The 18,835-nt window shown below is 39.6% G+C and carries 16 protein-coding genes and 1 tRNA gene; 10 read left to right on the top strand and 7 right to left on the bottom strand.

Annotated features, from left to right (window positions below; translation table 11 throughout):
* The first annotated feature begins 14 nt into the window (after nucleotides 1-14).
* From FHX64_RS10195 to FHX64_RS10175, 5 genes are all read left to right on the top strand, one after another.
* The gene (locus FHX64_RS10195) at nucleotides 15-305 is read left to right on the top strand and encodes an HU family DNA-binding protein (RefSeq protein WP_183413755.1); all 291 of its coding nucleotides are present in this window, start codon (nucleotides 15-17) and stop codon (nucleotides 303-305) included.
* Nucleotides 298-1,578 carry an HU family DNA-binding protein gene (locus FHX64_RS10190; protein WP_183413754.1) on the top strand — a complete coding sequence of 427 codons (1,281 nt, stop codon included), beginning with the start codon at nucleotides 298-300 and terminating at the stop codon, nucleotides 1,576-1,578. The genes FHX64_RS10195 and FHX64_RS10190 overlap by 8 nt, the downstream gene beginning before the upstream one ends.
* Before the next feature lie 246 nt (nucleotides 1,579-1,824).
* Complete coding sequence (gene dxs / locus FHX64_RS10185) at nucleotides 1,825-3,729, top strand: 1-deoxy-D-xylulose-5-phosphate synthase (RefSeq protein WP_183413753.1); 1,905 nt, start codon at nucleotides 1,825-1,827, stop codon at nucleotides 3,727-3,729.
* Entirely contained in the window at nucleotides 3,726-4,421 is a 696-nt protein-coding gene (locus FHX64_RS10180; RefSeq protein WP_183413752.1) for a DUF554 domain-containing protein, read from the top strand. The genes dxs and FHX64_RS10180 overlap by 4 nt, the downstream gene beginning before the upstream one ends.
* A 147-nt stretch (nucleotides 4,422-4,568) precedes the next feature.
* Nucleotides 4,569-4,642, top strand: a tRNA-Asp gene (locus FHX64_RS10175).
* 104 nt (nucleotides 4,643-4,746) lie between these two features.
* Here FHX64_RS10175 and FHX64_RS10170 read toward each other — a convergent pair.
* On the bottom strand, nucleotides 4,747-5,694 hold the full coding sequence (locus FHX64_RS10170; RefSeq protein WP_425487967.1) for an ISAon1 family transposase: 948 nt from the start codon (nucleotides 5,692-5,694) through the stop codon (nucleotides 4,747-4,749).
* A 10-nt stretch (nucleotides 5,695-5,704) separates the two neighbouring features.
* A complete protein-coding gene (locus FHX64_RS10165) occupies nucleotides 5,705-6,094 on the bottom strand; it encodes an ISAon1 family transposase N-terminal region protein (protein WP_183411864.1) in 390 nt (129 codons plus the stop codon).
* A 549-nt stretch (nucleotides 6,095-6,643) separates the two neighbouring features.
* Here FHX64_RS10165 and FHX64_RS10160 point away from each other — a divergent pair.
* Both FHX64_RS10160 and FHX64_RS10155 read left to right on the top strand, forming a co-directional pair.
* Nucleotides 6,644-7,531: a Cbp1 family collagen-binding glycoprotein adhesin gene (locus tag FHX64_RS10160; protein ID WP_183413751.1), complete on the top strand. Its 888-nt coding sequence runs from the start codon at nucleotides 6,644-6,646 to the stop codon at nucleotides 7,529-7,531.
* A 96-nt stretch (nucleotides 7,532-7,627) separates the two neighbouring features.
* The gene (locus tag FHX64_RS10155) at nucleotides 7,628-8,941 is read left to right on the top strand and encodes a sigma-54-dependent transcriptional regulator (protein ID WP_183413750.1); all 1,314 of its coding nucleotides are present in this window, start codon (nucleotides 7,628-7,630) and stop codon (nucleotides 8,939-8,941) included.
* Here the strand turns inward: FHX64_RS10155 and FHX64_RS10150 are convergent.
* The 5 genes from FHX64_RS10150 to FHX64_RS10130 form a co-directional block, all read right to left on the bottom strand.
* Nucleotides 8,931-11,114, bottom strand: a complete 2,184-nt coding sequence (locus FHX64_RS10150) for an ATP-binding response regulator (protein ID WP_183413749.1) — start codon at nucleotides 11,112-11,114, stop codon at nucleotides 8,931-8,933. The genes FHX64_RS10155 and FHX64_RS10150 overlap by 11 nt on opposite strands.
* Before the next feature lie 125 nt (nucleotides 11,115-11,239).
* On the bottom strand, nucleotides 11,240-12,034 hold the full coding sequence (locus FHX64_RS10145) for a DUF4382 domain-containing protein (RefSeq protein WP_183413748.1): 795 nt from the start codon (nucleotides 12,032-12,034) through the stop codon (nucleotides 11,240-11,242).
* Nucleotides 12,035-12,268: 234 nt separating this feature from the next.
* Nucleotides 12,269-12,886: a transporter gene (locus FHX64_RS10140; protein ID WP_221202196.1), complete on the bottom strand. Its 618-nt coding sequence runs from the start codon at nucleotides 12,884-12,886 to the stop codon at nucleotides 12,269-12,271.
* Nucleotides 12,813-13,310: a hypothetical protein gene (locus FHX64_RS10135; RefSeq protein WP_183413746.1), complete on the bottom strand. Its 498-nt coding sequence runs from the start codon at nucleotides 13,308-13,310 to the stop codon at nucleotides 12,813-12,815. Before FHX64_RS10135 ends, FHX64_RS10140 begins: the two co-directional genes overlap by 74 nt.
* Nucleotides 13,311-14,056: 746 nt before the next feature.
* Nucleotides 14,057-14,695, bottom strand: coding sequence for a cytidylate kinase-like family protein (locus FHX64_RS10130; protein ID WP_183413745.1), 639 nt, complete (start codon nucleotides 14,693-14,695; stop codon nucleotides 14,057-14,059).
* Between the two features lie 952 nt (nucleotides 14,696-15,647).
* On the opposite strand from FHX64_RS10130, the gene FHX64_RS10125 reads away from it, so the two are divergent.
* The 3 genes from FHX64_RS10125 (at nucleotide 15,648) to araA (ending at nucleotide 18,659) form a co-directional block, all read left to right on the top strand.
* Nucleotides 15,648-16,355, top strand: coding sequence for an NUDIX hydrolase (locus tag FHX64_RS10125; protein WP_183413744.1), 708 nt, complete (start codon nucleotides 15,648-15,650; stop codon nucleotides 16,353-16,355).
* Between the two features lie 23 nt (nucleotides 16,356-16,378).
* The gene (locus FHX64_RS10120; protein WP_183413743.1) at nucleotides 16,379-17,068 is read left to right on the top strand and encodes an L-ribulose-5-phosphate 4-epimerase; all 690 of its coding nucleotides are present in this window, start codon (nucleotides 16,379-16,381) and stop codon (nucleotides 17,066-17,068) included.
* An 82-nt stretch (nucleotides 17,069-17,150) separates the two neighbouring features.
* The gene (gene araA / locus FHX64_RS10115) at nucleotides 17,151-18,659 is read left to right on the top strand and encodes an L-arabinose isomerase (protein WP_183413742.1); all 1,509 of its coding nucleotides are present in this window, start codon (nucleotides 17,151-17,153) and stop codon (nucleotides 18,657-18,659) included.
* Nucleotides 18,660-18,835 lie beyond the last annotated feature (176 nt).

The following is an 18,835-nucleotide window of genomic DNA, read 5'->3' as shown; positions in this document are numbered from 1 at the left end:
TAATACGCTGAATTATGACACACAAAGAATTGATTGCTGATTTATCGGACAAACTCTCTTTGTCGGAAAAGGAAGTTTCTGATATGCTTGAATTGACCTTTAAGCAAATGGCTGGAGAAATGAGTCAAGGAAATGCCATTCATCTGCAAGGATTTGGAACGTTTGAAGCCCATCGAAAAGAAGAGCGGGTGTCTGTTAATCCTCGCACAAAAGTCCGCACCTTAATTCCTCCGAAACAGGTATGTGTATTCAAACCGAGTCAAATCTTAAAAGAAAAGGCAAAGGAGGTGCCAGATCATGAGTAACGAAAAAAAAATGGCTTCCGACATTGCTACTTTACTAGCCCAACAACAAGGAATTACCAAAAAAGCAGCTACAGCTTTTGTGCAACAGTTGTTTTCGGTCATTTATGAAGCACTGTTACGTGACAAGGAAGTCAAGGTCAAAGGGCTGGGTGTGTTTAAGATTGAGTGGCACCAAAGTAGAATGAGTGTCAATGTGCAAACCGGTGAAAAATATGAAATAGCTGGTCATAACAAAATTACTTTTGTCCCCGATAAAGCGATTCGTGACGTTGTCAACCAACCGTTTGAACATCTTGATCCGGTTGTTCTTGATCAAGAAGAAGGCGTTGGAAGTGATACGTGGATGGAAGACGAGGAACTACGGATGAAACGCTTTTCGGACCAGGCTGAAGAAATTATGAGTATTATATGTGACTTACAGCAGATTAGCCCTCATGAAGCGCCTGTGATAGAAAGAGAAACTGAACTGGAACAGCCAGCGGAAATTTTGGTTTCTGAAATTCAGGAATCAGAAATAACATCAGCGGAAGAACCCGAAGAAACCCTAAAAGAGGATTCAAAAGGAATATCAGAAGAAGAATTAAAGGAAACAGAAGAACCGTCGATAGTTTCAGCATTAGCATCAACACCAGAGCCGGAGACAGCAGCAGCACCTGAAATTATGGTGAAAGAACATAAACAACATGCTTTTTTCCCCGAAGAAGAGCCTATTGTTCTGGAACGTATGCGAAAGGAAACTCCTCGCAACGTAAGACGTTGGATTGTATTTTCCGTTGTATTGGCCTTTTTAGTCGTAGTTTGCGTGCCGATCTATTATGTTTTCTTTATTATGAATCGTGCCAATAAGGTTCCTTTAAAGACATCATCAGTTCAAAGTGTTCAACCTGTGAATTCAACAAATACATTAGCAAAAAATTCTTTTCAAGTGGCTTCAAACCCGAAGATTGAGAATATTTCCCCAAAATCTTCCAATGCTCATCAGATAAAGAAATCAGGCATGTATAATGATACACTGACTGTGGTGACATTTACTGAAGGTTCACGGCTTACGCTTCTGGCATTGAAATATTATGGGAGCAAACTTTTTTGGGTTTATATCTACGCAGCCAATAAGCAAAAAATTGCAAATCCTGACCATATCGGAGCAGGTATGCATATCCTAATTCCCAAACTCAGTCCCAAACTTATTGATGTACACAATCCTCAGTGTCTGATTCGTGCCAGCGCGTTACAGACCAAATACAAAGAAGAATTTTTAAAGCCGAAACCATAATGATTTGTATATCCGTTCGCAGTAATATGCATTTTGTGCCCGGTGACGGATTTTAGATAAATCATATAGCCTTCAGAAGAGGCATTGCTTCTGTTATTCCCTTCATCCAGAGAAACAATTACGTAATGAGGCTTTGCTAAAAATCACATCATAAGAGTACTTTTGTTGGCAAAGAGCAAATTTCAAACTATCTTCGCTGAAAAATTACGAACACGATTCGTTATACTGTAAAAAGCTGAAGTAAATATGTCAATATATTCATATCCATTACTTAACTCGATTAATTCTCCTGACGATCTAAAAAAACACACCCTGGAAGAAATGCCTGTTATTTGTGATGAATTACGATGTTTTATCATTGATTCCCTTTCGAAAAATCCGGGCCATTTTGCTGCCAGTTTAGGGGTGGTTGAGCTTACCGTGGCGCTTCATTATGTATTTCAGACTCCCTACGATCGTATTGTATGGGATGTCGGGCACCAGGCTTACGTCCATAAAATATTGACGGGTCGCCGGGATGTGTTTCATACCAATCGCCAATTTCAGGGAATCAGTGGATTTCCTAAACGAAGTGAGAGTCCTTACGATGCTTTTGGAGTAGGGCATGCATCCACTTCGATATCTGCCGGATTGGGCATGTCGGTAGCATCATCATTGAAACATGAATCCAATCGTCATGTTGTCGCTGTTATCGGCGATGGATCGCTTACCGGAGGTCTTGCTTTCGAAGGATTGAACAATGCTTCGATCAATCCGAATAACTTGCTCATTATTCTCAATGATAATCAAATAGCGATTGATCCCGTAAAAGGAGGAATCAGTCAATATCTGGTGAATTTCACTACATCGCGCACGTATAATAAAATCCGTTTTAAAGCAGCTGCGTTTCTGGAGCAAAGGAATATTCTAAATACGAAGAAAAAACACAAAATTACCAGTATTGGTAATCAGATTAAATTACTTCTTGCCCGTCAGAATAATATTTTTGAAGGAATGCATATTCGTTATTTTGGACCTATCGATGGACATGATGTAATTAACCTGATTCGTATTTTGAGCGAAATCAAAGATTTCAACGGGCCGAAGGTTCTACATATTGTCACTAAAAAAGGGAAAGGATATAAGCCTGCCGAGAATGCTGCTACAGAATGGCATGCTCCGGGTAAATTCAATATTGAAACAGGCGAACGTATCCGGCATAATGGAGATAAAGAGCCTCCTTTGTTTCAGGATGTTTTTGGAAAAACTGTACTTGAGCTTGCCGAAATGAATGATCGTATTGTCGCTGTGACACCTGCTATGATCAGTGGTTCATCCCTGCATTTTATGATTGAGAAAATGCCGCATCGTGTTTTTGATGTAGGAATTGCCGAAGGACATGCTGTTACATTTTCTGCAGGATTGGCTACTGAAGGTCTCCAACCTTTCTGCAATATCTATTCCACATTTATGCAACGGGCTTATGATAATGTGATTCACGATGTCGCCTTGCAAAATCTTCCCGTTGTTTTTTGTGTTGACAGGGCAGGTCTGGTAGGTGCTGACGGAGCTACCCATCATGGTGTATTCGATTTGGCTTATTTCAGGTGCGTCCCAAATTTAACCATATCTTCACCGTTGAATGAAACTGAATTGCGTAACCTCATGTATACTGCACAGCTTCCCGAAAACAGCACCTTTGTGATTCGGTATCCACGTGGGAATGGCGTTCTGGTGGATTGGCAGAAACCTTTTGAAGAAATTGCCATCGGCAAAGGCCGTTGGTTGAAGGAAGGGAAAGATATGGCTATTCTATCCCTGGGGCCAATCGGGAATGTGGTTGCCGGAGCGATTACTGAAATTGAGAAACAGCATAAGGTTGCTATTGCTCATGCCGATATGCGTTTTTTGAAGCCGATAGATGAAGAAATTCTACATTATGTAGGGAAAAACTTCAAAAAAGTGGTTACTGTTGAGGATGGCGTTCTCTCCGGTGGCTTTGGGAGTGCGGTTGTCGAATTTATGAGTGACCATGGCTATTCTCTCATCATCAAACGGATTGGAATTCCCGATCAGTTTATTGAACAAGGACAACCTGCCGAGCTTTATCACTCCATTCATATGGATCACGAGGGAATTAAACAGATTTTGCTAAACGTCCTGACACAATGATTGGAACCTGGGTAAACGCAGCAACTGTGATTGTTGGCGGCATCCTTGGGTTGTTGCTCAAGCGGCATATTTCGCATCGTCTGTCAACTGTTTTCTTTCAGGCTATTGGTTTATTTACCTTGATGTTAGGTGTGAAAATGGCTTTGCAAAGCGAACATGTTATTGTGTTGATTCTTTCGTTAATTGTTGGGGCGCTGGTGGGAGAGTCTATGCATCTCGATGAAAAGGTGGCACAACTGGGGCACTATGTCAGAATACACCTGAAAGTTGGGAACGATAAATTCGCAGAAGGGCTGATAACTGCTTTTTTGTTGTACTGTATCGGATCGATGACCGTGATTGGTTCTATTCAGGAAGGATTGGGGCAGGGGCATGATTTACTCTTCACCAAATCCATCATGGATGGATTTTCTTCCATTCTTTTAGCAGCAGGATTTGGAGTCAGCATTCCTTTGACTGCAATTCCACTAGTTATTTTTCAGGGTAGCCTTACATTTCTTGCCTATTTCTTCGGTGCTCATTTTTCCATGCTCATCATTAACGAACTTACTGCAACCGGTGGAATTTTGCTCATTGGGTTAGCAATTAATATTTTAGAAATAAAGAAACTGAGAGTGATGAATATGCTTCCGTCCTTGATTTTTGTTTGTTGCTTTATGTGGATTGCTCTCCATGTCCATGTTGCTTTTTGAAAAAGAGATAGTCTAAAAACAGTCTCATTCAAAACCAGTTAGTCATCGCGCCGGGACAATGTGTGAAAATTTTATGTTGAGGCTTTGGAGATATCGAAAATAGCTGTATCTTTGCACGGCAATTGAGAGCAATTGCAGATTAAACATGGTGTGGTAGTTCAGCTGGTTAGAATACCTGCCTGTCACGCAGGGGGTCGCGGGTTCGAGTCCCGTCCATACCGCAAAATATTTTAAGAGAGGTCTGATAAGACCTCTCTTTTTTGTCTTCGTTTCATGCCTTCCTCCATTCTTTCTGGATCAATCGGGAAAGTTGTGTTTTTGTTGATTAAGCATAAATTTTTGTTAGTCTGAAAAGGAAAAAATTCACATCTCTCACGCCTCTGAAAGATGCCCTAAAAGCTTTGATTTTGGCATTGAATGATTCTGCAGAAGCATTTGTACTTCTGTGATTAAAATAATTCAGGATTGTCAAATAATGTGATTGAATGGTTCTGGTGATGCTTCCAAATGACAAAATACCTGAGTTATCAACCCTATCATACCACTGTGCCAGTTTAGCAAAAGCTACTCCTTTGTCTTTTGTTTGATGGTAAATAGCCCCCAATTGCAAGGAAAAATGATATGCTTTCTTTAGGTCAGGATACAGTTCAAAAAGAATTTCAGCTCTTGTTTTCTGAGAATATGTCCATGCTGTGGGTTTCTTAAACAACAAATATCTGCTACGCGCCAGTAGTTGCTTGAGAGTGTCTCCGTTTGCCAGAACCGGTGGATTGTATTTCCTTCCGCAGGCTTTCGCTAATGCCATATCGATCGTTTCCCTGTCCAGTGCATTCCAACGATGTTTAATTCTGAGTTCCTGAACGGCATCATAAGCCAACTGTTGAACATGAAACCTGTCGGTCACTCTACCGGCTTGGGGAAAGCAAATTTTGATCACGTATTCCATATTGGCTGCCATATCCATGGTAACTTCCCGGACTTTCCACCTGACACGCTTTGGCAGCTTGTTGAGAACCGCGACAATATCCTCTGCCTTAGTTCCCCGAACCATAGCAACAATGGTTCCTTTACCTCCTTTTGCCGCTTTGTTGGTGACAATAGTATATAGTTCTCCGTTAGACAAGCTGGTTTCATCTATACTTAAGAAACGGCCTACATTATCCGGATAAAGCAGCCATTGGTGAGCATGAGATTTTTGATCCCACTGATGATAATCACTCAGATAGTCCTTGTATTGCTCTTGCAACTGCTTGCCATCCAGATAATAATCCACTGCAAGGGATTTAGCACTTATGGGATGAGTATCCAGGTAATTCTTTTAAAAAAGCCGCGAATTCCTGTGTAAATCGCGTTCCTTTTGCCGTAAGTTCCCAATTTCGGCTAACCACTTGGTTTGTATTGGCATTCAACCACCTTCGACACTTAATCTTCAAATCAAATACCTTTCCTCGTATTGGAAAATCATGTATGGTTTGTTCCTGATGAAAGCCATGACAACGAAGAGGTTCTCCTGCATACTCTGAAGGAATATCAGGCTTTTCTTCAAGATAAACCGCATAACCTATCCCAATGTTCCTAACTGATTTTATTTCAAAATACTCCAGAATCCCTTCTGGCAATATTAACTCCAACAACTGATGTTCCGCTGACTTTAATTCTGTCTCTTTTTCCATGAAACAAAATTATCATTTTTTATCCTCTAACACAACTTTCCCGATTGATCCTTCTTTCTTGTATATTATAAATTTGTTTGTTCGTTTTTGGTTATGACGTTGATTGGGCAAAATTAGTCTAATGCTTGGCTTACTCGCTGTCGCAAATAAAAACATTTCTTGCACCTGAATGGATTACGTTATCTTGTTTTTCTCATTCAAATTCTACTTTTTTAATGTGTTTCAACTTGTAAGGGCCACTTTCTACATGTTTTCCCCAGAGTCTCTACAGTTTTCTACAGTATGTAAAAATATTAACTATTTGTTTTGTAGATGAATATGTGTAATGGCATAATTTTTGTAATATGTGTAATAAGAAATTGGCATTTCTCCTGATTTAGTATTCAGTCCAGATTACTACGTATTTTTACAAGATAATAAGTTATCCTACCAGAAACGTCAAGGGAGTTAACGTGTCAGAAAAACTGAGTGTGAATGTTGAATTAACAGGCGTTGATGCAAAATGATTGCGGCGTTTGAGCTATATTACAAACCATTAAATTCATGAAAATGAGAACAATTAGATTTTATGTAGTTATTACCGTTCTTGCACTAATAACGGTATCATGTGTCGAGCATTCGGCAAAATATAAAGCTATGGTTGCACAACGGGATTCATTACAGAATTCATTGAATTTGCAGACCCAGTACTCTGATTCATCCTACAATCAAACACTTGGATTTCTGAATGATATTGAAACAGGATTTGCCAGAATCAATAAGAATGAAAGTGAGATGAAGGTGAACCTCAAAGGTGTGGAAGGTTCCAGGAGCAGAAAAGAACAGGTTGCGGCTCAGATGATGGAGATCAAAAAAGACATGGAACAAACCAACGCAAAAATTGAAGCTCTTAAACGTCTTGCTGCTAAAAGAGGGAAAGCTAATGCTGCATTGGAAGAAACAATTAATCGCCTGCAAAGCGAAATGACCGAAAAAAATGCTCAGATTCAATCCTTACAAGCAGAGCTTGCCCAGAAAAATATTAAAATCAGTGAGCTAAATACTACTGTAGCAGACCAGGGCAAGAATATTGCTGAACAACACAATATGATTGAACAACAAACTTCAACCATCAAAGGGCAGGACGCTGATTTACATACCGTATGGTATTGTGTGTCTACATTAAAACAACTTAAAGAGGAGAAAATAGTAACAGGTGGCGGACTTTTCCAGTCAAAGAAATTATCGGCTAATGCATTCGAGGCAAAATACTTTACTCAGGCTGATTTAAGGAGTATCTCATCTATACCGACCAATAGCCAGAAGGTAAAAATACTGACACTGCATCCAAGCGATAGTTATAAACTGGTAAGAAGTGCCAATAAGAAGATTACAATTGAGATCACTAATCCTGCAAAATTCTGGAGTGCTTCCAAGTATCTGGTTGTTCAAATATAGTTTCTTGCACAATAGATTGATGTTATTTGATTAATAAACGATTCTGTTTTCGGGAGAATAAAAATATCCGTGAAATTGTTTATTTTTGTTCCCTGTATGAAGCAGACAATTCTTATAATTGAAGATGATACCACCTTTGGAACTATGTTACAGAGGTGGTGTCTTCGTATTGGATTCGAAGCGGAATTATGTTCCGATATTTCATCGGCAGAAGTTACACTGAGTCATAAAAAGGTTCATTTGGTGCTGAGCGATCTACGCCTTCCCGATGGAGATGGGATTATGCTGTTGCATTGGATGCGTGACCGGAAGATGAATATCCCGGTTATTGTGATGACTAGTTATGCGGAAATCCAAAGTGCGGTCGCAGCGATAAAGCTTGGTGCGGAAGATTTTCTGGAGAAACCGATGAATCCTTCTATACTGAAAGATAAAATAGAACAGGCTCTCTCGGTGAAGCCTGCTTCTACAAAGATTTCCGGGCCTATTGTCAATAATATGATCTTGGGCAAAAGCCCGGAAGCCCAGCAAATGTATGATCATATTCTGAAGGTTGCTCCTACGCGGATGTCGGTGTTGATTGTAGGCGAAAGCGGTACGGGTAAAGAATATGCGGCACGCATGATTCACGAAAATAGTCCACGCCGGAACAAACCCTTTATTGCTGTCGATTGCGGCAGTTTATCCCGTGAATTGGCCCCGAGCGAATTATTCGGGCATCTGAAAGGTTCATTTACTTCTGCAATAGAAGACAAATCCGGTGTTTTTGTGCAAGCCGACCAAGGAACCGTCTTTTTGGACGAGGTGGGCAATCTTTCGTATGATGTACAGGTACAATTGTTACGTACGCTACAGGAACAAAAGGTGCGTCCTGTAGGATCCGTGAAAGATATTAAAGTAGATGTACGCATTCTTGCTGCTACAAATGAAGACTTGGGTACCGCTATTGCCGAAGGTCGTTTTCGTGAGGATTTGTATCATCGACTGAATGAGTTTTCTCTCTTTATTCCTCCTATCCGTGACCGCAAGGGAGATATTCCCATTTTTGCAAACGAATTCCTACGCCAGGCCAATGAGGAGTTGGAAAAATCGGTAAAAGGATTTTTACCTGATGCGATGGCTTTGCTCGAAAGGCATCATTGGAGTGGAAATCTTCGCGAATTGCGTAATACAGTAAGGCGACTGGTTTTGTTTGCTTCGAATGATATGATTGCGCCTTCGGATATTCCTGCTTTTGCTCCGTCGTCGTCAGTAAGTGAAAATTTGGCTTTGCAACCTGACAATGAACGTGAGCAGATAGAGAATGCGTTGCGTAAAGCCAGAGGAAATAAAACATTGGCTGCCACGTTGTTGAAAATCGATCGCAAAACGCTCTATAACAAAATGCATCTTTACGACATTAAATTTTGATTGTCAGAATCGTTTCCACGTCCTTTTCCCATCCTTCGTAAGCATTTCCGCGTCGGGCATCCATGCGGCGTAGAGCATCTACCGGATAGCCAAGCAAAACGAACATCGGTAACATTTTGTGACAGGTTGCCTGAGCCTTGTTGAAGTCGGCATCGGCAAGAGCCTGCCTCAGGATCGCATAATTTTCGGCTGTAGAAGTTCGAAATAATCCTCTAATCTCATCTTCATCTTCTTCCAGGAAACCATCGTTACCCTTTTCTCCTTCCCCAAAAATCTCCCGTAATGACTCCATGGTAAAAGGTTTTTGAAGGAAGCCGGCAAATCCAAGCTGAAGGGCTTTTTCAATTGTGAAATCGCTATGCCCTGTCATCACAATGACCGGAATATTTCCTGCCGAAGCCAGAATGTCGTTTCCTGAAAGTTCACCCATTTCCATGTCGGTCAAAATCACATCATAATCTTTTTCTATTACGACATGTCCAAGACGAGAAAGCATCTCGCCTGCCATTTTCACAATAACAGGATCGTCATCAAACACCGCAATTCTTTTTGATCCTTGTTTGATAATGCTTTCAGCTTTAACACAAGGGATCGTAACTGTCACTGAAGTGCCCTTTCCAACGGTAGAGATGAGTTGGATGCTTCCTGTCAGCAATTCAATCAAACCTTTCACTACATACATTCCCAGACCAGTACCGTGTGCTAACGTGTTATTGCTTTCCACCCGTGAGAACGGTTCATATATTTCCTCCAGCTTGTCTTCAGGAATTCCTGCACCAGTGTCTTTTACTTCAATACGAAGTTGCTGATTGACATATGTCGTTGCCAGTTTTATTTCGCCGATGCGCGTATATTTAATAGCATTCGACACGAGGTTGATTATGATTTGCTTTATTTTCATCTGATCGGAGATGATGCGAATCTTATCCGATGAAAATGTAAATGAGATATGCTTGGCCTCAGCCAGTGGCAAAAACATCTGCCCGATTTCGTCACTCAGCTCTTCGAGTGAAAAGGTGGTTGAAGTAAGTTGCAAAGAACCCTGTTCGAGACTGGAATATTCCAACAGATTTTCCAACAAAGCCAAAATATGTCGGGCGGAGTTTTGCATCGATTTGACGTCTTCTCCCTGCTGACGGTGAAGTTCAAGGTAACCGAGAATCGATCCCAATGGGCTTTTAATATCGTGAGAAACGGACAATAGCAACTTGTGTCGGCTTTCCATCACCTGCCGGAGTTTTTCGCGGGCTTCCTTCCCTTTGTTTACATCGTAGATGATGAGCAGTATAAATAACAGAATAAGCCCTAATGCAATGATTCCGCCGATTACCGAAAGTGTGTAGTTTCGATTGATTGACTGTTCGTTACGCTCAATGGTATCAAGCATTGAGTTTAGTGTTTGTTTGTGAAGTTCCAGAAGAAGGCCTGCTATTTGAGCTGAAATTTCTCTGTCAGACATGATCTGATTTGCTACTTGTTGTTCGATAGCTCTGATATTTTGATCATAGCGTTTACTGGCAGAAAACGCTAAACTCCTCACTTCTGAAAGGAAAGGCGACGGAGTGGAATTTCCAACTTTAATGGTGTCAACACGTATATTGGAAACGACCATTGTGGTATTTTTTCCAGGGCTAAATACATCCTTCAGTCTCCTGAAAAAGTTTTTTTTCTCTTTTGATGGTTTATAAACCGTGTCATGTCGAATGGTGACAACGTGAGAGGTGGCGTTTTGTTGCGGTTTATATTGCTGGATGCGTTCGCTGATCGGAGTAAGCGGGTTTTCATCATCTAACAGCCGATTCAACTCCGAGACATTGGAAGTTTGTCGGGCGAGAAGAACCTTGATTTGTTGCAAATTTTCTTTTTCTAAGGGTTCAATGACCGAAAGGGTATCGATTAGGGAGTTGATGTATATAAGTTTGACTTGAAAATCTTTTATGTATTTTTCGTTTCGGGTAGAAACAAAAAAACTTACCGATGCTTGGGCCTGACCTACAGCATAAATCAAGTCATTCGTAAAAATGAGAACACGATGTTGCTTTTCTGCTTCTATACGCTGACTATTGATATTACTTCTTACATTATAAAGAAATATTACCATCGCCACAGCAGAAATTCCTGCGATCAAGTACAATCCTGCCGCTTTGAACCGAATTTTATTTTCGATATTCATTATACAAAGTTAGGTAGAAATTTACCGATACATCAAAATCAAGGGTATTTCAGCTATAAAAAAGCTGCTCACAATAAAAATTGCAAGCAGCCATTATTATGTATTGAAACTAATATTGCTTTGTGTTATTTTACAACTACCGTGCCCAAATTTGTATCGCTTCCAAATGATACATCGGCTGTGGCTGTTTTTGTAACCACTGTCGTATCCATCGGCATGAATTGTACCGTGTAACTGCCTGCTGTAAATCCGGAAAGTTGGAAATAATTATTTTTGGTTGTGTCAGAAATAGTTGATATAGTGTCTGTTCCGTTGATGACGAACACTTTTGTCGGTAAATCAGAAGGCGAAATATTTCCTTTAATATTAGAAGTGGCTTCTACTACAAAGGCCCGCAGAACAGGTTTTAACAGGTATACTCCATTCCCATTTTGAAATATGGATCGTCCAATGTTAAAGTCAATCATAATGGAATAATCGCCTGAAGAGGGAACTGTAGAATCCACATTAATCTTAATCCCCGATTGTTGTCCGCTTGGAATAGTTAATGCATGCGTAGTGCCATCGGCCAGTGTAACGGTGTTATCACTTCCTAAGACTAATCGCACCTGCTTAATCGCTGTATTATTGGGTAATATGATTTGTGACAATAGAGTGCTATCACCATTCATTAAGGATTTCAAATCATAAATCCCAGGGACAAACGAAGTTACTTTTGTAATAGACGAATCAGCGGTTACATAGTCAATTTCGGTAATTTGAACATTTACCTTCGTAAAGTTTAACTGAAATCCCTGCAGAGCCGGAGCATCTGTCAGCAGAAATGATACCGATTGTGGTGAACTTGGAGTTTTCGTAGTGTTACATGCGAACAAAGTCACTACTCCAATCAATATAATAAAAAATTTTACTGTTTTCATACGCTAATGATTTGATTTTAATGATACATGAAATTTATATTGGAATAATATTCTGGATATAAATAGCTTAATAATTTGTTTTGGAATTATTTCTAAGTAATACAGCAAGGCTATTTTTTAATTTAGCAAGTTGCTACATTTATTTCCTGTCAATTTTTTAATGAGCACCTCCTTTCGATTATCGGAATTTTTGAATCGTTATATTAAATAACCGAGTTGGATAAAAGAGCGCAATCACAATTGCACTGTCAAACCAAATTTTCCATCAGCAAATGTATTCTCACCACCAAATTCCAGATTAAGTGCTACACGTTTTGAAATAAAATATCGACCTCCAATTTGTGCACCCAGTCCTAATCCAGAAGAATGGGATCCTCCATAGGTATCCGGAGAATTCCAAATGTAAAAGCCAATATTTAGTCCGGCATATACATCCCAGTTTTGAGGAATTGATAATAAATTGTTAAAATGATAATTGAAATTCCCTGAAACTCCCTCAATCGAGTGATCATAATAGGTATTATTCACGTCTTCGTGATATGAACGATAGGATAATTCACTTCCTAAGGTAATATCACTACTGACGGCATAATCAAATCCAAAATAGACTGGAACTCCCCAATCGGATAGACCTAATCCAAAGTTCAACTGAGTTTTACCCATTGCTAACGAATTCTGACCAAATGAAATCACAGAAACAAAAGCAAAGATTACAAATATAAGACTCTTTTTCATCGTAGTTATTCGGTTGTTAATAGTTAATATATAGTTTCTCTTTTTAATGCCATTCGTGATCGTGTTCCTGATGGTCTCGTCCATGTTCCCTATAACCACGATAATTATTATGTCCATGAAAATCATCTCCATAATAATTTTGTACATTATCCCTTCTGTCCCAACCCCGATGTCTGCCGTTATCCCTTTTGAAACCCCATCGATCTGCTTGATAGTGATTATCTTGATCATGTCGATATTGCTCTGCATAATAGCTATTACGTAAATACGGAGTAGGAGCATTTATAATTACTTTATCTGTTGAATACAGGTCATAATGTCGGTATCTTTCAGGCAATTCTCTGGTAAATAACCATCTATTGCCATCTGGATAAATAAATGTGTGATTTGGTACATAATAATAAACTCCTAGTTCTGGTAGAAAATAATATTCAACATTATTATACGATGCGGGTTGCCACTGGGGAAATAAATTGAAATTTACTTTTACCCGTACTTGTCCCTTAACTGTCGCTAAATATGCAACACTAAGGATACTCATTAAAAAGATAATTTTAATAGTTTTCATTTCAAGAGTAATTAAATAGTTTAATACCTAAGTGACTAATAATGAATAGTGATGTTATTAAAACTACAGGCAATCTGTTTTGCCGGTGTGATTGTACTTGTTTTTCCAGTGATTATAACGTCATATGATTAAAGGTGCTTTTATCATGGGTGCAGGTATTTCTTTATCTATTTTAATTTGATATTTGATACATCACAGCTTTCAACTGTGTACTAACAATTAATAGTCAAGAACTGTACCATTATCATTAATTCATTAATAATTAGTTTCTTGGCGTAAATAAAATCTGTGGAAAATTGTAGAAATCTGTAGAGGAAAAAATACAAACAGAGGAGTGAATCTGTTTTTTTGAAATATGCAGTTATGCAGAGTTATAATTGCTCCTTTTCTGGAAAATAGGTTACTGTGCTTCATCCTGAGATTATGACAGGATGTATCAAGTTCAAAAGATAAACTTGTGTAATATCCTATATGATATGCTGATAGCCGATCATGCAAATCTTTCTTTTAAGCAGGGGAGATCCTCATCCGGCAAAACACAATACCAAATAGATTTATGAGATGATATGAATTACAGCTTGAAAAGATACTCTTGTATCTTTTCCGCCAAAATCATCCTGAAGTTTGTAGTAATCTTTATCTCTGGATAATCATTTTTATTAATCCGATGTGAAACAAGAGATTATCACTTGCACTGTTTCTTTATGAACAGCTTGCGGTTATAGCTCTTTTTTCGCCAGTGTCGTTTCTATAAAATTTATAATTTCCTTGGCACTGGTCTCCAGTCCGAGAATATCCGTTCTGAATGTAAGATTATATTGGGTGGCATCCGTCCAGTTCAGTCCGGTGAACTGGTGTATGTAGGCTCCTCTGTCTTTATCATATTCGGCGATTGTTTTTTGTGCTCTGATTTCCGACATGTTGTGTACTTCGCAAAGATGTTTTATCCGAAAAACGTTGCTTGCATGTAAGAAAATGCTGATATGATTCGGGTGTTGGCGAAGGATATACGAACCACACCGACCCATGATTACGGCCGAACGTTCGGTTGCTAATCGTTCAATTACTTCGCTTTCGGCTTTAAATAGCTCTTTGTCTGTTGGAGGAAACGGACTGAACTCAATACGGTCAGGGTTACGTGTAATAGCTTGCATAAATGCTTCCCATGCAGAAATAATTTTTTCATCACGATGTGCAATTTCTTTGGGATGAATTGAAAACCGTTGTGCTGTTTCGGATATAATTTCGCGATCGGCATACAGGATGTCAAAGTACCTTGCAATCTGTTGTCCGATATACGCCCCACCAGAACCTATCTGTCGGCTGATGGTAATGATTAAAGGCTGATTTGGTTTCATAAGGTGTCCCTCCATGTTTCATCTGAAAGTAACAAAGTGCATACAAAATTTATTGTGCAAAAGTTACGCACAAAAAACAGGCATTTGCAATTTTTTCATGTTAAAAATGCAATGGCACGCAAAACCTATTTCTTTGAGCATCTACAGCAATAGTGGCTGATAAGAATTAGCAAAAACAGATTTCTTTAATGTGAGATCCTAACCACAATAAAGCAAAGCCTAAACACCAAATTGAATCGAATGAAGAGCAAACTCATAAAGAACTTGATTCAGCTTATTGAATAGACCCGTTTTAGCGCCCGCTAAAAGAAAAGTTACCGGGGTAACAGAAGGCGTTACCCTGGTAAAAGGAATAATTACCAAGGTAAAGAGAAAAGATACCGGGGACAATAAAAGTTTCAGGTCTAAGATAATCAATATCTTGAATGTGTTATAAACAATAATTCTGATTGTATTTTGTTATATGGTTAAATATAAGAAATATACGGTTTGTGTGTCTTTTAATCTGTAAGCGGTAAATGTTTATATATATTATTTTGTCTGTTGGAGAGTGTTGGAGAAATCTAAACTGAAAAATACAGTATCGGGGTTAAAATGTATTTTATACATAGGTATGGGCTCGTGGTTGATGTGACATTAGTCCTTATACTTGATAATTTTCACAATATGATTAATGACAGATTCCTGCTGTTGTTTTTTTCTTTGGGTTCCTTTCTTTTGATGATGTAAAATTTATGTTGACCGTAAGAACGAAATGAATTATTTACTTTTATGTTGCATAACATATAATTAGTTTGACATTGGTGTGAAATAAGTGTTATTTTTACACCCATTAATTCAGGCATCCGGACAGACGATTTATTTCATCCCAATAGTAACATTTAATACTTTACATACAAGTAGTTTGTGTAACTTTGGTTTAAAATAAAGTTTACGTGGTAAATTGTATGTTATGGTTGAAAACGAAGGAGTAAGAAATTATTACGAAAATAAGGATCGCTTTTATGTGGCGGTCGACTGTATCATTTTTGGATTTCACGAAGACGAGTTAAAGCTATTATTGATCAGACGGCGGTTTGATCCATGCATAGGCGAGCTTTCATTGATGGGTGGCTTTCTCAATAAGGGAGAAAGTATTGATGCTGCCGCCGAGCGCGTGTTGCAGGAGTTGACGGGTTTAGAAAATGTTTTTATGGAGCAGATTGGGATCTTCGGAGAAGTAGATCGTGATCCCGGTGAAAGGGTACTTTCTGCCGCATATTATGCACTTATCAACAGTGATGACTATAATAAGGAATTAGCAGATAGTCATAACGCGGTTTGGGTTCCAATGAACGATATCCCGGCATTGATTTTCGATCATAATATCATGGTGATGATGGCATGGAAGCAACTAAAACGCAAGGCTGCCGTAGAACCGATCGGATTCAACCTGTTGCCGCAATATTTTACATTGCCGCAATTACAATCTCTCTATGAAGCCATTTTGGGCGAAACGCTTGACAAGCGAAATTTCCGGAAAAAAGTGCTGGCAATGGATATTTTTGAGAAAACGGAGGAAAAAGACAAGAGCAATTCCAAGCGAGGTGCCTTTTACTACCGTTTTGATTATGACAAATATAACGCGTTAGTGCAGAATGGCTCCCATTTTGCATTGTAACAAACACCGATTATTAAAGAATTATGACGCGGAATGAATTAAAAGAAATTGTATGCCAGGCCAACCTCGATTTGGTGAAACATGGTCTGGTGATTTTTACCTGGGGGAATGTGAGCGCTATTGATCGCAACGAAGGTATTGTCGCCATCAAGCCGTCTGGTGTTTCCTATGACAATTTGAAACCCGAAGATATGGTGTTGCTGGATATGGAAGGCAATGTTGTGGAAGGGAAATGGAAACCTTCGTCTGATACGCAGACACACATGGCATTGTATCGTGCTTTTGAGAGTATCGGTGGGGTAGTGCACACACATTCTACATATGCTACTGCCTGGGCACAGGCAGGGCGTGACATTCCGAACATCGGGACAACCCACGCGGACTACTTCAGTCGCGAGATTCCATGTACGCGCGATATGACAGAAACAGAGGTAAAAGGAGAATATGAACTGGAAACAGGCAACGTGATCATTGAACGTTTCAACCAGATCAATCCCGTACATGTGCCCGGTGTGTTGGTAAAAAACCATGGTCCTTTTTCGTGGGGAAAAGATGCGCATGACGCAGTGCATAATGCCGTAGTGATGGAGCAAGTGGCCAAGATGGCGTTTATTGCTTACAATATTAACCCGCAATTGGATATGAATCCATTGCTTATCGAGAAGCATTTTATGCGGAAACACGGACCGAATGCCTATTACGGACAGAAATAAGTTACTTACTATAAATAATCATCTTTGCAGAGGAGAACTTTCCTGAAAAAACGAGAGTTTCTGAAGCACAAAAATTAATATTATGGAATTCAATTATCAAAACCTCGAAGTTTGGTTTGTTACAGGAGCTCAGCTATTGTACGGTGGAGATGCTGTGGTCAACGTGGATGCTCATTCGAACGAAATGGTAAAAGGGTTAAATGATTCGGGTCATTTACCAGTAAAAGTAGTTTATAAAGGAACAGCCAACTCTTCGGCAGAAGTTTCCGAAGTTTTCCGTGCAGCCAATGCCGATACGAAGTGTATTGGAGTCATTACATGGATGCATACCTTTTCTCCGGCAAAAATGTGGATTCACGGTTTGATGGATTACAAGAAACCGTTGTTGCACCTTCATACGCAATACAACGAACAAATTCCATGGGATGAAATAGACATGGATTTTATGAATCTTAACCAGTCTGCACATGGCGATCGTGAGTTTGGTTTCATCACCAGCCGCTTACGCAAACCACGTAAGGTTGTTGTAGGTTACTGGAAGGATAAAAGCACCCATGAAAAAATTGCAACATGGATGCGTGTTGCCGCTGCTTGGGCAGATGCACAGGATATGCGTATCATCCGGTTTGGTGACAACATGAACAATGTTGCTGTGACCGATGGCGACAAGGTTGAAGCTGAAATCCGTTTGGGTTATCATGTAGATAATGCTCCTATTGCTAAGTTGGTTCCTTATGTAAATGCTGTCAAAGAAGAAGAAATAGATGCGTTGGTAGCTGAATACGAAAAACAGTATGATTTTGCCGACGATTGCAAAAAAGGTACAGAAAAACATCAATATGTTCGCGATGCTGCCGCTCAGGAAATCGGGTTACGCCACTTTTTGCAGGACAAAGGAGCCAAAGCTTTCACTACCAGTTTTGATGAGCTGGAAGGAATGAAACAATTAATGGGATTTGCCTCACAACGGTTAATGGCTGAAGGATATGGTTTCGGAGCTGAAGGCGATTGGAAAACCGCAGCGCTTGTTCGTACAATGTGGGTGATGGGGCAGGGTTTATCCGGTGGACAATCGTTCCTTGAGGATTATACGTTGAACTTCGACGGGGCTAAAAGTTCAATTCTCCAAGCACATATGTTAGAAATTAATCCGGAAATCACAGCGAAAAAACCTCGCGTGGAAGTGCATTATCTGGGTATCGGCGATTCCGGAACATGTGCCCGTCTCGTGTTTCAGGCTCACGAAGGAAATGGCATTGCCTGTACCATTGTTGATATGGGGAACCGCTTCCGCATGATTGTCAATGCCGTTGAAGTGATTAAACCCAAAGCGTTGCCGAAATTACCTGTTGCGTGTGCTTTATGGATTCCCCAGCCCAATTTTGAAATTGGAGCTGGTGCTTGGATTGTAGCAGGAGGAACTCACCATTCAAGTTTTTCATTTGCCTTGACAACAGAATTTATGGAAGATTACGCAGAAATTGCTGATATGGAAATGTTGCTCATTGACAAGGATACTACAATGCGTAATTTCAAACAGGATCTCCGCAACAATGAGGTCTATTATATGCTGAACAAAGCATTAAAATAACATTGAAAGCGTTAGTAAATTAATAGATAACAAACATCATTCATCTGACATAGGATCATGAAAATACGCAAAGCCTTTGTATGTCGTTCATACAGGCTGAGCGTATTCAGTGAGAAGTGTTTTGATTTTGTGTTCTAATTCATAGGTTGGGTCCCGGTTCTCGTGATGAGAATCGG

This window comes from Microbacter margulisiae (genome assembly GCF_014192515.1).
Lineage (GTDB): Bacteria > Bacteroidota > Bacteroidia > Bacteroidales > Paludibacteraceae > Microbacter > Microbacter margulisiae.
This window is presented reverse-complemented; position numbering and strand designations above follow the sequence as displayed.

Bases quoted from the DNA above. Each gene is read 5' to 3' on its own strand.
- FHX64_RS10195 (WP_183413755.1), top strand. From the start codon at position 15: ATGACACACAAAGAATTGATTGCTGATTTATCGGACAAACTCTCTTTG.
- FHX64_RS10190 (WP_183413754.1), top strand. From the start codon at position 298: ATGAGTAACGAAAAAAAAATGGCTTCCGACATTGCTACTTTACTAGCC.
- dxs (WP_183413753.1), top strand. From the start codon at position 1,825: ATGTCAATATATTCATATCCATTACTTAACTCGATTAATTCTCCTGAC.
- FHX64_RS10180 (WP_183413752.1), top strand. From the start codon at position 3,726: ATGATTGGAACCTGGGTAAACGCAGCAACTGTGATTGTTGGCGGCATC.
- FHX64_RS10165 (WP_183411864.1), bottom strand. From the start codon at position 6,094: ATGGAAAAAGAGACAGAATTAAAGTCAGCGGAACATCAGTTGTTGGAG.
- FHX64_RS10160 (WP_183413751.1), top strand. From the start codon at position 6,644: ATGAGAACAATTAGATTTTATGTAGTTATTACCGTTCTTGCACTAATA.
- FHX64_RS10155 (WP_183413750.1), top strand. From the start codon at position 7,628: ATGAAGCAGACAATTCTTATAATTGAAGATGATACCACCTTTGGAACT.
- FHX64_RS10150 (WP_183413749.1), bottom strand. From the start codon at position 11,114: ATGAATATCGAAAATAAAATTCGGTTCAAAGCGGCAGGATTGTACTTG.
- FHX64_RS10145 (WP_183413748.1), bottom strand. From the start codon at position 12,034: ATGAAAACAGTAAAATTTTTTATTATATTGATTGGAGTAGTGACTTTG.
- FHX64_RS10140 (WP_221202196.1), bottom strand. From the start codon at position 12,886: ATGGACATAATAATTATCGTGGTTATAGGGAACATGGACGAGACCATC.
- FHX64_RS10135 (WP_183413746.1), bottom strand. From the start codon at position 13,310: ATGAGTATCCTTAGTGTTGCATATTTAGCGACAGTTAAGGGACAAGTA.
- FHX64_RS10130 (WP_183413745.1), bottom strand. From the start codon at position 14,695: ATGAAACCAAATCAGCCTTTAATCATTACCATCAGCCGACAGATAGGT.
- FHX64_RS10125 (WP_183413744.1), top strand. From the start codon at position 15,648: ATGGTTGAAAACGAAGGAGTAAGAAATTATTACGAAAATAAGGATCGC.
- FHX64_RS10120 (WP_183413743.1), top strand. From the start codon at position 16,379: ATGACGCGGAATGAATTAAAAGAAATTGTATGCCAGGCCAACCTCGAT.
- araA (WP_183413742.1), top strand. From the start codon at position 17,151: ATGGAATTCAATTATCAAAACCTCGAAGTTTGGTTTGTTACAGGAGCT.